This window comes from Bacillus cereus group sp. N12, from assembly GCF_016483575.1.
Classification (GTDB): domain Bacteria; phylum Bacillota; class Bacilli; order Bacillales; family Bacillaceae_G; genus Bacillus_A; species Bacillus_A toyonensis.
In genome coordinates, this window is record NZ_JAEHBO010000001.1 from 43984 (window position 1) to 58007 (window position 14024).

Sequence of the window (14024 nt, forward strand, 5' to 3'; positions counted from 1 at the left end):
CTTTATAAGTTCAATATAAACTATGGTCTAAGACTAGGGTCAATAGCTTAATTTAATCAATCCATTTATTATGTATAATTTGTATAAAGCTCAACTTCAATCAACGGGATTTTGTTCATTCCCCACTGATTATCAGCCCCTACCAATCGGGCGTTTACAGCCCACAAATAGCTGGATAAACCTAGCTAAACACCGTGTGAAAACTCTTTTGTTTCAAAAAAAATGCATGTAACTGTAGACTGTGTCTAACAATTACATGCATTTTTTTCATGTCCTTCTCTACTTCAAGTCACTTTGTACCGTTTGATTTAATAATAGGAATCATAATAATATAATGTTCAACTGTTTTGTCTTGACTCTTTGTTTCACAAACATATCGACATAAAACATCTCCGTTAAGAGCGTATCCCTGTTCCTGCATAATATGGAATGGTTCATCTAATATCAAAGATGATAACGGTTCATCCACATTTTTTTCATATAAATAATGCAAGCACTCTCCCATAGGTATTTGAATAACCGAATCATCCATAGGTAATTGACATTCTTTCACCTTTGATTCAGAGATTGCCATTACCCAGTAACTATTCTCTATATTTTTCATTTTATATTCTTCAAGTGGAATACATAATGCCGTGGAAACTGTTGGCAAGAAATTTAACCATGTCTTTAATAGAGGATTTACACATAACGTTCCTTCATTTAGATGAACATGTTTGAGAAAATAATAAGTCTCAGCTTGTTTTATAACCCATCTCCTATCTTCCCGCTTATATTCTTGTAATAAGTTCATAAATTCATTTATTTGCTTTGTTTCTAACTCTAACTGTTTTATCGCTTCATTTTTTTCAGCTATTTTATCATTACATTTTTTCATTATGTCATCATATTCTAAACCGTTAAAAACCGATCCAATTTCCTTAACATGAAATCCCATTTGTCTAAAGCTTCTAATTGCTAAAAATACTCCAAAATCCTCATATGTATAAAATCTAAAACCGTTATCTTTGTCTTTTTGTGGTTTTAGGAATCCTTTCTTTTCATAAAACCGTAAAGCATCTATTGAAACTCCAAATTCCTTTCCTACTTCTCCTATTTTATATTTCTTCATACCTATCACCTTCAAATCTATAATTCCTTTACATACTGATATAGTGTAACAAGTTTTGAAAAACAATTGTATAAAAATAAAAAGAGATTTCGTACAAAAGCAAAATCTCCTTTTATCAAATAGAACATCACTGAAAATATAAACTTCTATTACCCTACTACTTCTCCATACATATCATAAAGTTTGAGCGCCATCATTAAATTAAATCTCACTTCTGCATCATTTAAATCGACTGAAATGAGCAATTCAATTTTTTCTAACCTGTACAAAAGAGAACTTCTATGAATAAAAAGTTCTTCTGCAGCACTTTTTACATTTCCATTGTTTTGTAAGAATACATGTAATGTGTTATATAAATCAATATTCTTTCCTTCTGAATATTGAATTAGTGGACCAATTTGTTTCTTTACAAAAAGATCTACAGCGGTTGAATGGTTTAAATGATGTAAAATAGCATACGATCCAAGCCCTTCAAATAATGCAAATCCTTGTTTACGAAAGCGACTATCTAAAATATTTAAAGTCTGTATAGCTTGCTGATAACTAGTATAATAATCTTCCAACTGTTTTGTAACACCGCCAATCCCTAATAAAACACGACAACCTATAGGTGATGAGCCAATCCATTTCTTTATGCTATAAAACATCGATTCCCAAAATGTATCCGTGCCCTTTTTCTGAGTTTCAATTGGAACAATTAACAGTTGTTCATCATTATGGGATACTGCTAAAATGCCTGTCCCTAGTTCTGGAAGACGCGTCTTAATCAAATCCCATATAAGTGACTTTTTCGCTTGTTGTTCGAGTAGGTTTCCTTTCTTTAATTCGTTCTCATCGAGTGAAATTGATAATACCGCCACTCGATGTTTTTTGAAAAGATTCCATTGATATAAGTTAGCATATTGCAAAATATTATCTCGGTCCTCAATTTTTTCAGTTAATAATTTACTAATAAAGCTGTCTTTCATCTGTTCTTTCGTATCTAGAACGAGTTTTTGTTTAATAAACTGGATGGAGCATATATTTCGGGCTAAATCGACCGTTAATTGATCAAATTCATCCATCCCCCCATTCGCTCTTCGTACTGCTAAATATCCTAAAAAGTTACCGCCCCCATTAATAATCCAAAATGAAAAACAATAATCACTATTATTCGGATCATGAATTTGGAACGTATCAGTAAATCTTTTCTTTTTACGTTCTTCTCTTGTTAATTCAGCTAATTGTTCCGCTAAGCGACTATCCTTTTCATCATGAAATGCTATTGGTTGCATAAATCTATCAAAAATAAACACTGTATCTTGAAATAAACTACCGAGCATTGTTGTAATACCTTCAAAATTATTATCATCGACCGTTTCTTTTAATAAAGCTTGCTGATAATCTAATAGAAAATGAAGACGTTGCTTATGTTCTTTCTCACCATTATATAACCTTGCATTATCTAGTATGGTTGCTAAATGATTTGCAATCATTTCAAGTGATTTTGAATCTGCCTCCGTAAAAAACCCTTCGCATTCCTTTTCAATATGTAATACTCCAATTGGTTTCATATCAATAATGATTGGAGCAGTATACTGTTCACCACCAATCGTTTCAAAAAATGGAAAGTGTTCTTTTAATACATATTTATCCTCAACCATAATTTTGTATGGCTTTCTCATTTCTCCATATGCAGGTGCTTGAAAAACAAAACAGTTTTCAGTCTCGTTATATAAATAAACACATGCAAAATTCGAATTTGTTTCATTTCCGGCTTTAGAAGTTACCTCATAAACATGCTTTTCTAACGGAACATCTAACGACAGGTTTTTACTAATCCATCCAAAACCTTCAATCTTTTTCAACTGCGATTCTTTTTGTCTAGCCACAGCAATCGCCACTGCTATATCTCTTCCAAACTCTTCAAATGATATTTCCATATCTAAAAGTGGAACGTAACTTAAAAATGCAACAACACAAAAACCAAAATGCTGGATATCATCTTTTAATGGGACAGTGAACCAAGTCTCTACCCCAGCACTTTTCAATGTTTCAGATAGAAGACACACTTCTGGTAAATCTGCCGTTTGATCTGTCATGCTTTGATATTGTAGTTTGGAGGAACATTCATCAGAATGAAGTGGAAACGCTGAAGCTAAAGAAGTTAAATTACCACTCCAAGCTTTTGGTAAAAACTGTCCACCTTCATTAAAAATTACAGCGACGAAATCACAATGTAATTCTGCACAAAAGGAATGAGTTAAATACTGAAGCGCCTCTTCTTCCGTATCGATTTTAATAAGCTGGCGTGATGTATTTCGCAAATGATATTCTATTCTTTTCATTAATCTCTCTCTCTTATTACTAGACACGCCCCATCCCCCTTTCACCTTTTCTCTCTATTGTATAAGAAACGTTATACAAAAGAAAAGTAAATATTCTAACTATTAACTAAACAAATACGAATCCCGAAGAAATATATCCCCGGGATTGATTATTCACTATTTGGCTGTCGTTACATTGTTATTTCCACTAGCGATTTCTTTTTTCTCTTTATAATAAATTCCATGTTCTTCTTTAACAAATATCAATGTTATGCCACCAATTACAGCAGCAGTCGCAATTGCTGCAAAATTATATTGAGGCAATAAATGCATGGAAAGAAGAATACCTACCAAAGTTGGAGCTACCACACCTCCAAGACGCCCAAAAGCCATTGTACTTCCTACCGCTGTTGAGCGCATATTACTAGGATAATATTGAGAAACAAATGCATTTGACATATTTTGTAGTCCGACAGAAGAAGCACCAATGACTGAAATTAACAAAAATCCAATAAACATATTATTTACAAATCCGATGAGTGATAACGCAATTGCTCCACAGAAAAATAATGGGACAAGTACTTTTTTAAATCCGATTTTATCTACTATTGGACCGAATATGAGTGTTCCAATAATAGCTCCAATTTGCATGACAGCTGTAAATGTGAGACTTGATTTGAGATCGTATCCTGACTGCATCATAAGCCTTGGTAACCATGTACTCATAGAATAAATGAGTACGAAAGCACTAAAACATGAAATCCAAAACATAATTGTACTTACGGCGCGCTTCTCCTCAAATAATTTAACTACAGGAGATCCAGCTTCTTTAGTTGGTGATTTTATAAATTCAATTGTCACATCTTTACTTAATTGTGGATTTATCTTCGCTATTACTTTTTTAGCTTCTTCTATTTTTCCTTTCATTAATAGGAAACTAACAGACTCAGGAATACTTTTCATTAAAAACGGGATAAATAACAATGGAATTCCCGCTAACCAAAAAACAGGCTCCCATCCTGCTGTAGTAAGAAGGGAACGACTTGTAAGCGCCGCTGCCATTGCTCCAATTGAATATCCGCAAAAAACAAAAGATACGATAGCAGTTCGAGCTCGTTTCGGTGAGAATTCTGTTGCTATAGCAATTACATTCGGCATAACTCCACCAAGCCCTATACCTGCGATAACACGGAAAATCGCAAACACTACAGGACCGTTCGCAAAACCAGCTAAACAGGTAAATAGACTAAATAAGATTGTAGTTACTATTATGATATTTTTACGACCTATTTTATCAGCTAATAAACCAAAAAAAGCAGCTCCAATTGCTGTTCCTATAGCTGCATAACTACCAATTGCCCCTGCTGTAACATCTGTTATTCCCCACTCCTTAATGAGCGAAGGTACTGTTGCCCCATAAATAACAGCATCATATCCATCAAATGCAATTACGATAAATAACCAAAATATTAACCAAATATGCATGGAATGAATACGACTCTCGTCTATCACATTCATCGGGTTAATCGATTTCATCTTAATAGCCTCCTTATATGGGAATTTTCCCTTTCTTGTATTTCAATATCGGTAAACGCTTTCAATTGCCTCCTCTTAAGTTCCTAAAAATATTTCTGAATTTTCCGTATTTAAATTGTAATAACTACTATTAAAAATTGTTATCCGTTTTTTATAGGAAATAGAAAAGTAATATTCCTCTTTAATGCGGGCGTTGCTTCATAGGAATTAAAGCTTGAACATAAAAAAAGAGGCGCAATAAGCACCTCTTTTTCATGTATATTACTCATTCAAACTGTAATTGTTTCTTCCAGTTTTCCTATTATTTTCGCTATCGCTGTAATTGTATTTTCTGTTTCAAATTCGCCAACATTTACAGAATGATTTGCATTTTTAACAATAGCAATCTTTAAATTCGTTTTTTGTAACTGATCAATTTGCTCCGCATTGTATTGGTGATCTTTATCCCCAATTACTAAAAGCCCTTCGTGACGACTATGTAAAATAGAATCAAAAACGAAATCAAAAGTTAGTAAAGGTGTAAGTAGTACCATTTTTGACTGTGAAAATTCTTCTCTCTTCATTAAATCATTTGCAATTGGAATTGTTCCGAGTGACTTTCCTAAAAACATTGAATTGCTATATTGCCCACTTCTTAACACTTCAATTATTACGGGATTTATATCATCCATCATTACTTTCGTTATTTCTTCCATTGGTTTTTCCAATAATTGTCCATCGTAGGAATAATGAATATGTACTACATCTATTTTATTTTCAAGCATAAGCATCGTTGCATAATAAAATAACGGCTTGTCATAATTGTAGCCTGAACCTGAGAACATAAAACAGATTGCATTAGAAGCTTTTTCGATATGTGTGTAACGAATAACTTTATCATCTATATGTATCTCTTTTTTAGTCCCCTTCACTCTTTTCCCCTCCGAATACATTTACTTTTGTAAAACGATATGTTCTGTATGAACTGATACATCCTTTACTTTATCTTTTATAAACGCTGGCTGTAAGTTATATGCATGTAACTCTTCTACCGGCACCCACTTAAACATATATGTTCTATCCTCTTCATTCAGAATATATTGATCTGCCCCATTTGCAGGTAATTCTTTCAGCTCTACTTCATAGTAAAAACTAATTTCATGGAGCTTTCGCTCAGAAAGTGTAAAGAAATTTTCTACTGACCATATTAATCTCTTTACTTCAATTGGAACAGCTAGTTCTTCAGCAAGCTCTCGTTTTAACGCATCTTCACTATTTTCTAGCATTTTCACGCGTCCACCCGGTACGTACCAAAAATCTTCACCGTCACCTTGCAGAATGAGTATTTTATTATCATGTTTACAAATTGCTCCAACTCGGTAATTAAAACATGTTTCCTCTACTTTAAACGTAAGGTCCATCCCGAATTCCCCCTATTTATTAAATATCGAATTATTGCAAAACAATTATGTAATTACTGTAAAGATAAGGTTACTAAATTTATCCACTTCATTCAATCATTTTCGAATTTTCCAAACGCTTATTTTTCATCATTACAAGTGTATATACATATGTTACAATCACATTGCATACTAGAAAAATATGATGGGGGTACGAATGGAAACGTTATTAATCCAGCAAACTGAGAAATCAAATAAGTTTTGGAAAATCGTTGTGAAAGAAAGCGACTACGTTGTGTTTTACGGGAAAATTGGCACAGCTGGTAGCGTGAAAGCGAAAGAGTTTGAAACAGAAGAAGAGTGCATAAAAGAAGCTAACAAACTAGTTGCTTCCAAACGTAAAAAAGGATATACAGACCCGTGCCCTGGGGAAGATTATATAAAAGAAAAAACGATAACAGAAGAAGAATTTTGGGGGCTACTCGCTCGCGCTAAAACGAAAGGTGAAGACCAGGAAGAACAAATAGAATGGCTTACTTCTCATCTCTCTAAGCGTACAGTACATGAAATTGTTGCTTTTGATACACATATGCATCATATATTAAAAGCTTCCTATACATCTCGCTTATGGGCAGCAGCCTATATTATTTTAGGCGGTTGTTCGGATGATTGTTTTGATTATTTCCGCGGGTGGTTATTATATCAAGGAAAAGAAACTTACGAAGCGTGTATTGAAGATCCAGAACGGTTAATACATGTATTAGAAAATTTGAGTGAGTATGACGTACCAAACATTGAAGAACTTTCTCTATATTTCGGTTTCACTGTATATGCAGAAAAAACTGGAGATGAAGAAGATACTTACTTTACACTTTACCATGTACTAACTGATGAAAGAGCTCATAATGACGACATTGAATTCGACTGGGATCAAGATGACGAAGAAAGTCTGAAAAAGATGTTTCCTAAGCTGTGGGAACTGTACGGAGAAGAACCGATTGAGTGGTAGATTTACATACGAAAAACGCCTTGTTTTTTTAGTAACAAGGCGTTTTTTATTGATACTATGTTTAAATTGTTATCTTCCCACTCTCCCACCACTCCATAAAAGGCTTTAAAGAAGGAGCAATCCACGTTCTACTATCATTTTCATGATTCCACACATATATATCATCTCTTTGTACCATTCCATTCAAAATAGAATAGCCAAACAAATCACCATTTCCGCCATCAGCAAAAAATAATAAACAGTCAAAAGGCATATATAAATCTTTAAAATCCACTATATTTCTCATATTCATATTTTCAGTATTAATTTTTGAAGCAGACCATATAAAGTCCCCGTACTCACCTTCTATACCGTTTGTTTCCTGTAATAATTGATATAACTCATTAGGTAACTCCACGTGTAACCATTTTTGTATATCAGCAAGTTCATCCTTCGTTGCTGGGTTTTTCATACTTAAGTTTAAAGAAATACTTCGAATGATATTTTTCCACATAACCTTTTATCCTTCCTATAGTCCTTCATGTTCAATCAAGTTTATACCAATAATCAAATTGGGTATGTACTTGGATTATATATGTTATTATCTCTGGATCACTAGGTTGTTTTTCCTTCTTTTTATCTCTAATATCATATTCATTTACATAACGAGTATCTCCTATCTTATCTCGGTAATAATTCCCCTTTTCGGTTTCTACTACTGTACTATCATCTAAAAAATAGAGCTGAATTTCTACACCAGCCTCGTTAGAATTTGGATACTTTAACTTCCCTTTTTTTTGATAGAATGAGATTACTTCTGCCTTCGATTGCTTCGTTTCTATAACACGATTCGCTACTACTTCCCAATATCCGCCATTTGCTAATTCAATCCAATTCTTCTCATCTACTTCATAATCTTTAATTAGCTTACTATCCAAAGGCATCGGCAATTGAAAAAATTCAGAAGAAAAGGAATGAGAGATATACCACGTACTATTTCTTACGAGAATGACCGTTAGCAAGAGCATTATAACTGTTGAAATTATTGTCCTTTTTCTAACCTTTTTTAATTGACGTATCATATTTCTCTCCATTCCTATTATCTATAAAAACTATCCATTCCACTTTTCTAATAATTCTTTCTCCCTTTCAACTGAAATACCTGCCTTTAATCCCCTCTCTTTCATTTCATTCACCCAGTCATACACATCTGTAACAGTATCTTCTAATCTTCTAAAAGTAAGCCCTGCTTTAACAGCATTCTCAATACTAATAGAAAATCCACCTTTCCACGGCTTCGTTTCCCCTTCTAATGGAAAAGTTTCCGGAAGCCATAAAGGCATCTCTGTCCAAGGCTGTGCTTTATGTTCCTTCATAAATGATTCATCGACCCAAACGAATTCAGCATCACTATTCGTAACCCTTTTACACGTATTTAATAGCTCTTCCATCGTCAATTCATCATTTGGACCTGTTATATTGAATGTACCGGCTTTATTATTTTCTGCCATGTTTAGTCCAAAGCTTGCGACGTCTTTTATATCAACTAATTGCACTGGACGATCTTTTCTTCCTGGTACTAACACTTTCCCGCCCTTTGCTACACGCTGAACCCAGTATGGAAGGCGATCTGTATAATCAAACGTTCCCGAAAGAAGTCCTGCTCTTACATGTAAAACACGCCCCGGCCAATACTTCTCTGCTTCTTTTTCACATAATACCTTTAGCACACCATAATGCTCATAAGGCGATATTTCACCATTCTCTACAGCTTTTATCCGATCACTTGTTGGTTCAGGTTGTAATATATAGTCTTCTTTTATATGATGGGGAATCCAATCTTTATATACGGAAAGGCTTGAGATGAATATATATTGCTTTACATTATCTTGTAATACTTCGCCAACATTCCGAATATGGTGCGGAGAAAATCCACATGTATCTATGACAACGTCCCATTTTCGATTTTCTAAACTTGATACATCGTTATTTCTGTCACCGATTAACTTTTTCACTTCAGGAAATAGTTCTTTATTTGATCCGCGATTAAATAATGTAACTTCATGCCCTCTTTTCAACGCCTCTTCTACAAATGCTCTTCCTAAAAATCGTGTACCGCCTAGTATTAGAATTTTCATGGTTCTCCCCCATTCATGATTAAAAATCTATTCTTTTGTTTAACGATTTTTTGTTGTGAAAAGTTACGGGGGATAGTTTAATTGTTTTCTACAAGTTCAATATATGTAATTTCGACACTTTTCCTATTTTTAAAAGCAATAATATGAAAATATTAATTCTGTCGATTTCCATTTCATATATAATTAAAATATCGGATATTCGATTAACCACTTATACATACTTAGGCAGGTGAAAAATATTAATAAACACATAGTTTATCATTCAACATTATGTATTTATTTTCTCACATCACTTGTATATATCATCTTGCTGAACATAGAAAATGGTCGTAATTATTTGGGGTTTACAATGGTTCTTCCGCTTTTAGCAGTTATTTTATATCAAAAATTATTTAAGAAACAAAAAATAGTTCATACATTTGGAATTTCACGTCCAAAAATAAAAACACTAATTTTCTCCATATTATTTCCACTACTTCTAGGACTATGTCTCCATTTTTATTTTCATATTTATGATATAAAGTTCTTATATCATGATTGGAATGAATTAGGATTTCTCTTGCTCGTTGGTCTTACAATTGGATCTTTATCTGCATTATTAGAAGAAATTATATGGCGAGGGAATTTTCATTACTATTTACGAAAAAAATATTCATTCATGCAAACAGCTATTATTATAGCTTCGCTTTGGTCTTCATGGCATTTACCAGTAGCTATCTTTTATAAAAATTATGAGTTTCAGTTTGTAGGAATATTAAGTTATCTCTCTTTATTATTTATATTGTCTTTAATTTTGACGTACACGAGAGAATATGGTGGTTCTGCAATATCACCCGCAATTTTACATGGTATGTTTAATGTATTTTATTTAGCAGATGTAGCGCAAAACAAATGGGATGCCAGCCTAATAGAATTAATTAAATTTATAATACTAGCAATCATACTCGGCATGATGTATCTTATACATCACAAAGTTAGAAAATAGTTAAAAAGCAAAGAAAAAAGGTGTTTCCGCTTTTATTTGAAAGTACCTTTAATAGATTATGAAGTACTTCAACACCTTGCAATTATTTAAAAATCGTATAGGTGTTGAAGTTTTATAACCTTAGTTGTACAACTTTGTTATCACAACACTTTTTTCTATCATGAAAAACAAAGCAAATTTAACTAAACCCTTTAATTCTCATTTCCAAAATTAACCACATTAATCTTTTAAATAAGGAAGTATGCACTCTTTAATTAACTCCCATTTATCCACCGCATTTGGTATAACCTCAGAAGCAATCACCACTACCAATTCTCTCTCTGGAATACAACAAACCATATTCCCACCATCGCCCATTGCGCAGTATGAAAAGCTTCCATTTTCTTCTCGTAACCACCATAAGTACCCATATTGATTTGGATTCATCACCGTTGATTCTTTTACCCATGATTTTGAAATGATTCGCTTTTCATTATGAATGCCTTCGTTCAAATACAATTGTCCAAACTTAGCCATATCTTTAACTGTTAGCGTAAGTCCCCAGCCGCCCGTCGAAATACCATTTGGATCGTGAACCCATCCTTTTACATCTTTTCCGAATAAGTCATCGAATCCAAATGCTTTCATATTGTAGTTTGGAATTTCTCTCATACCGAGTAGCTGAAATAGCTGTTCATTCGCAAATTCACGCGCACTTTTCCCTGTTGCACTCGAAATAATTGCTGATAGTACATGTGCTCCTGCAGATGAATATTTAAAAGATCCAATTTCTCCGCCGTGCCCCATTCTATTAAGTGTATACTGTACCCAATTCTGTTGTGTACATAGTTCTTCTAACGGTTCCTGCCAATCTGTAAAAGGGTATGGTGCTGTCATTGTAAGTAGGTGTCGCACTGTTACTTCAGATGCCTTAAGTTTATATTCAGGGAAAAACTCTATTACTTTTTGATTAACGCTTTTTATATAGCCCTTACCTATACATATCCCAATTAGCGCAGAGATTATCGTTTTTGTGACAGATGCTACATGAAATGCATCATCTGGACCGTGGCCGTTATAATATTTTTCAAAAATAATGTTATCCTTCTGCACTACTAACATACCGTTTATATTTTTATAGTCTTCTTTTATCTTGTAATCCAACTCTTCAAAAGTTTTCATTATTCTTCCCCCTTAATCTATGATTAAAAAGGTTCGATCGGTACATATATATCCACTATATGTTTATGTTCTGGATGCTTTCTTGGATCATTTCTATACACTTCAAAAGGATACGAATCTCTCGGCTTATATCCGCTATTTGGGAGCCATTCGCCGTATAAAAAATCCCATGCACCTTTATATTCATTTTGACGTATTTCAAAATGGCCTACCGCATATTTTCCTGAAGGTATTACCATTATTCCAATATCACTCGTTCCTACTGCGGATTCATCGGGAATTGTTATACATAAACTTGTTCTTAAATGATAGTCCTCAGTAAATTCATGATGATCGTGGTAAATGGTTAATACTTTCGTATCCCCAAATATATGATAGTTTTGCTCCGTTGCATAACGAAATAATTTCTCTATCATTTTCGGAAAAGCTATAGCTAACTCTTCATATGTACCGATATGTCTTATGTATGCGACATTTCTATCGTCCGCTGTTACAATTTCAACATTTCCCCGAACCTTCTTACATTCATTGTATTGAGAAGGTTCACTTACGTCTTTGCAATTCTTGCTATTGTAGTTTCGATATTGAGACGGACTTACTCCGTAATAATTTTTAAATGTACGGGAGAAAACAGCTGAATCTGTGAACCCGAAGTGATACGCAATGTCTGTAATCGTCATATCCGGACGATATGTAATAAGGTGAGTTGCCCTTTCTAGTTTCAATCGGTTTACATACCGAGATAAAGGCTCATCTACTATCCCTTTAAAAATTCTATGAAAATGAAACTTTGAAAATCCTGCTACATTGGCTAACTCTTCAATTGAAAGTGAATCATTTATGTTTGATTCTATATAATCTTGCACTTTATATATGCGTCTTATGTACTCATTTCTACTTTGAGAACTCTCCATATCCTTGCCTCCTCACAACAAAAAGGCTAACTTCATGTTAGCCTACTTTATACATTTTTTAAAAATAAAACTCTACTCCCGCCATTCCCGTCATAATTTGTATGTACGGATACACCTTCTATTTCATCATCCCCAGCCTCAATTCGAAAGCCAATTTCTTGATGAAATTGTATCGATTTTTTATTAACTGGTGATGTGATTGCTTTTACAACTTTACGGTTATTTGTACGAGCAATATCAAAGAAATAAGAATACAATGTCGATGCAATTCCTCTTCTTCTATACTTCGGATTGACACCGATAAAATGAACGTACGCTTCCTCTTTATGCGTTTGTGAGAAGAATCCGCATAAGAAACCTAACGTTTCTCCCTCTTCTTCAATGATAAAACTCGTTTCTTGAAAGTGAATGAAGAACAATTTTGGCAACATATGAGCCATATCTCTCCCGCCCCACCAATCATTTAATACAGAATGAATCTTTACATAATCTTCCCCTTGAATGTTTCTTACTCGCATGTATTTCTCCCTCTCACTCACTTCATTTTTTCATATATTTTAATAACCGTTTCTACTAATAGAATGAATACCCAAATACCAGAAAATACAAGCACCGACTGGAATATCGATCCAAGTATCATAATACCAATCGCACCTGATATTGAAAATGATACGCCACCAAACCCTGGATCTTGTATAAGTGATCCAGCAGAAAAAGCTGTTATAATAGATACGATTAAATAAATAACACTCATTATTTTTAATATTTTTATAGAAAGATACGAAGTTTGTTCTTTCTCCACTTGTGATAATTCGATTTCCCCACTCGCAATTCCTTTTTGAAGACAATCTTCACACAAAAATTCTTCCTTAATTTTTTTACCACCATGTATTGTACCCGTTATTTCTTTACACCTTGAACATTTTCGATTTATCATTTTGATATCACTCCAATCACCAAGGATTATCTTAAATATAATTCAAAATTTACCTTATTATCCCTTTTATGTATTTTATAGAGAAAGATCGTGTTTTATGATTTCAAAACTCACATTTGGTTCTAAAAATCCCACCGTTCATTATGTATTACGGCCGAGTTGCTATGCGGTTATTTTTAACAATACTTGCTCAAAAATAGCTATCATCGAAAAAGGAGACCGTTATTTTTTACCAGGTGGCGGTATGGAAGGTAATGAAACAAAAGAAGAATGTTTGCATCGTGAAATACTAGAGGAATTAGGATGGGCAATTGAAATTGATCAATATATCGGTAATGCAGCGCGATATTTTTATGCAGAAAAAGAAGGGACATATTATTTAAACGATGGGTTCTTTTACATTGCGAACATAGTACATAAACAAACTGAAACCTCTGAAAAAGATCATGTTTTAAAGTGGTTACCTCCACTACTTGCTATAGAATATTTACTTCATGATCATCAAAATTGGGCTGTTGAACACGCGCTTTTAGTACGAAACAAAAAATGATCTCCTTCTATATGAAAGA

General features: G+C 33.6%; 15 protein-coding genes. 3 read left to right on the top strand and 12 right to left on the bottom strand.

Features of this window, described 5'->3' with window-relative positions; genetic code table 11:
• Nucleotides 1-289: 289 nt before the first annotated feature.
• The 5 genes from JDS92_RS00225 to JDS92_RS00245 all read right to left on the bottom strand — a co-directional run bounded on the left by JDS92_RS00225 (nt 290) and on the right by JDS92_RS00245 (nt 6353).
• Nucleotides 290-1111, bottom strand: a complete 822-nt coding sequence (locus tag JDS92_RS00225; protein WP_098137961.1) for a MerR family transcriptional regulator — start codon at nt 1109-1111, stop codon at nt 290-292.
• A gap of 149 nt (nt 1112-1260) precedes the next feature.
• Nucleotides 1261-3465 carry a helix-turn-helix domain-containing protein gene (locus JDS92_RS00230; protein WP_199631326.1) on the bottom strand — a complete coding sequence of 735 codons (2205 nt, stop codon included), beginning with the start codon at nt 3463-3465 and terminating at the stop codon, nt 1261-1263.
• A gap of 129 nt (nt 3466-3594) precedes the next feature.
• On the bottom strand, nt 3595-4953 hold the full coding sequence (locus JDS92_RS00235) for an MFS transporter (protein ID WP_199631327.1): 1359 nt from the start codon (nt 4951-4953) through the stop codon (nt 3595-3597).
• 269 nt (nt 4954-5222) lie between these two features.
• Nucleotides 5223-5864: a hypothetical protein gene (locus tag JDS92_RS00240; RefSeq protein ID WP_016091171.1), complete on the bottom strand. Its 642-nt coding sequence runs from the start codon at nt 5862-5864 to the stop codon at nt 5223-5225.
• Nucleotides 5865-5885: 21 nt separating this feature from the next.
• Nucleotides 5886-6353 carry an NUDIX hydrolase gene (locus JDS92_RS00245; RefSeq protein ID WP_199631328.1) on the bottom strand — a complete coding sequence of 156 codons (468 nt, stop codon included), beginning with the start codon at nt 6351-6353 and terminating at the stop codon, nt 5886-5888.
• 196 nt (nt 6354-6549) lie between these two features.
• Here JDS92_RS00245 and JDS92_RS00250 point away from each other — a divergent pair, with 196 nt between their 5' ends.
• On the top strand, nt 6550-7341 hold the full coding sequence (locus JDS92_RS00250) for a DUF4240 domain-containing protein (RefSeq protein ID WP_000449135.1): 792 nt from the start codon (nt 6550-6552) through the stop codon (nt 7339-7341).
• A gap of 61 nt (nt 7342-7402) precedes the next feature.
• Here JDS92_RS00250 and JDS92_RS00255 read toward each other — a convergent pair whose 3' ends face one another.
• From JDS92_RS00255 to JDS92_RS00265, 3 genes are read right to left on the bottom strand one after another with little or no spacing between them, the layout of a single operon-like run.
• Nucleotides 7403-7834, bottom strand: a complete 432-nt coding sequence (locus tag JDS92_RS00255; RefSeq protein ID WP_199631329.1) for an SMI1/KNR4 family protein — start codon at nt 7832-7834, stop codon at nt 7403-7405.
• 31 nt (nt 7835-7865) lie between these two features.
• Nucleotides 7866-8402, bottom strand: a complete 537-nt coding sequence (locus tag JDS92_RS00260) for a hypothetical protein (protein WP_199631330.1) — start codon at nt 8400-8402, stop codon at nt 7866-7868.
• A 30-nt stretch (nt 8403-8432) separates the two neighbouring features.
• Nucleotides 8433-9458, bottom strand: a complete 1026-nt coding sequence (locus JDS92_RS00265) for an SDR family oxidoreductase (protein WP_199631331.1) — start codon at nt 9456-9458, stop codon at nt 8433-8435.
• 229 nt (nt 9459-9687) lie between these two features.
• On the opposite strand from JDS92_RS00265, the gene JDS92_RS00270 reads away from it, so the two are divergent.
• Nucleotides 9688-10443 (top strand): CPBP family intramembrane glutamic endopeptidase, encoded by a 756-nt coding sequence (locus JDS92_RS00270; protein WP_085450339.1) that lies wholly within the window; start codon nt 9688-9690, stop codon nt 10441-10443.
• A gap of 219 nt (nt 10444-10662) precedes the next feature.
• Here JDS92_RS00270 and JDS92_RS00275 read toward each other — a convergent pair whose 3' ends face one another.
• Genes JDS92_RS00275 through JDS92_RS00290 form a run of 4 tightly spaced genes read right to left on the bottom strand, consistent with a single transcriptional unit; the run spans nt 10663 to nt 13455 of the window.
• A complete protein-coding gene (locus JDS92_RS00275; protein WP_000846448.1) occupies nt 10663-11604 on the bottom strand; it encodes a serine hydrolase domain-containing protein in 942 nt (313 codons plus the stop codon).
• 23 nt (nt 11605-11627) lie between these two features.
• A complete protein-coding gene (locus JDS92_RS00280; RefSeq protein WP_087970873.1) occupies nt 11628-12518 on the bottom strand; it encodes an AraC family transcriptional regulator in 891 nt (296 codons plus the stop codon).
• 47 nt (nt 12519-12565) lie between these two features.
• Nucleotides 12566-13036: a GNAT family N-acetyltransferase gene (locus tag JDS92_RS00285; RefSeq protein WP_199631332.1), complete on the bottom strand. Its 471-nt coding sequence runs from the start codon at nt 13034-13036 to the stop codon at nt 12566-12568.
• Between the two features lie 17 nt (nt 13037-13053).
• On the bottom strand, nt 13054-13455 hold the full coding sequence (locus JDS92_RS00290; RefSeq protein WP_085450492.1) for a DUF3980 domain-containing protein: 402 nt from the start codon (nt 13453-13455) through the stop codon (nt 13054-13056).
• A 97-nt stretch (nt 13456-13552) separates the two neighbouring features.
• On the opposite strand from JDS92_RS00290, the gene JDS92_RS00295 reads away from it, so the two are divergent.
• A complete protein-coding gene (locus JDS92_RS00295; protein WP_098911275.1) occupies nt 13553-14005 on the top strand; it encodes an NUDIX hydrolase in 453 nt (150 codons plus the stop codon).
• The last annotated feature ends 19 nt before the right edge of the window (nt 14006-14024 follow it).

What these genes read in the sequence shown, in the direction of transcription:
- JDS92_RS00225 (WP_098137961.1), bottom strand. Translation starts at nt 1,111, where the DNA reads ATGAAGAAATATAAAATAGGAGAAGTAGGAAAGGAATTTGGAGTTTCA.
- JDS92_RS00235 (WP_199631327.1), bottom strand. Translation starts at nt 4,953, where the DNA reads ATGAAATCGATTAACCCGATGAATGTGATAGACGAGAGTCGTATTCAT.
- JDS92_RS00245 (WP_199631328.1), bottom strand. Translation starts at nt 6,353, where the DNA reads ATGGACCTTACGTTTAAAGTAGAGGAAACATGTTTTAATTACCGAGTT.
- JDS92_RS00250 (WP_000449135.1), top strand. Translation starts at nt 6,550, where the DNA reads ATGGAAACGTTATTAATCCAGCAAACTGAGAAATCAAATAAGTTTTGG.
- JDS92_RS00255 (WP_199631329.1), bottom strand. Translation starts at nt 7,834, where the DNA reads ATGTGGAAAAATATCATTCGAAGTATTTCTTTAAACTTAAGTATGAAA.
- JDS92_RS00260 (WP_199631330.1), bottom strand. Translation starts at nt 8,402, where the DNA reads ATGATACGTCAATTAAAAAAGGTTAGAAAAAGGACAATAATTTCAACA.
- JDS92_RS00265 (WP_199631331.1), bottom strand. Translation starts at nt 9,458, where the DNA reads ATGAAAATTCTAATACTAGGCGGTACACGATTTTTAGGAAGAGCATTT.
- JDS92_RS00275 (WP_000846448.1), bottom strand. Translation starts at nt 11,604, where the DNA reads ATGAAAACTTTTGAAGAGTTGGATTACAAGATAAAAGAAGACTATAAA.
- JDS92_RS00280 (WP_087970873.1), bottom strand. Translation starts at nt 12,518, where the DNA reads ATGGAGAGTTCTCAAAGTAGAAATGAGTACATAAGACGCATATATAAA.
- JDS92_RS00285 (WP_199631332.1), bottom strand. Translation starts at nt 13,036, where the DNA reads ATGCGAGTAAGAAACATTCAAGGGGAAGATTATGTAAAGATTCATTCT.
- JDS92_RS00290 (WP_085450492.1), bottom strand. Translation starts at nt 13,455, where the DNA reads ATGATAAATCGAAAATGTTCAAGGTGTAAAGAAATAACGGGTACAATA.
- JDS92_RS00295 (WP_098911275.1), top strand. Translation starts at nt 13,553, where the DNA reads ATGATTTCAAAACTCACATTTGGTTCTAAAAATCCCACCGTTCATTAT.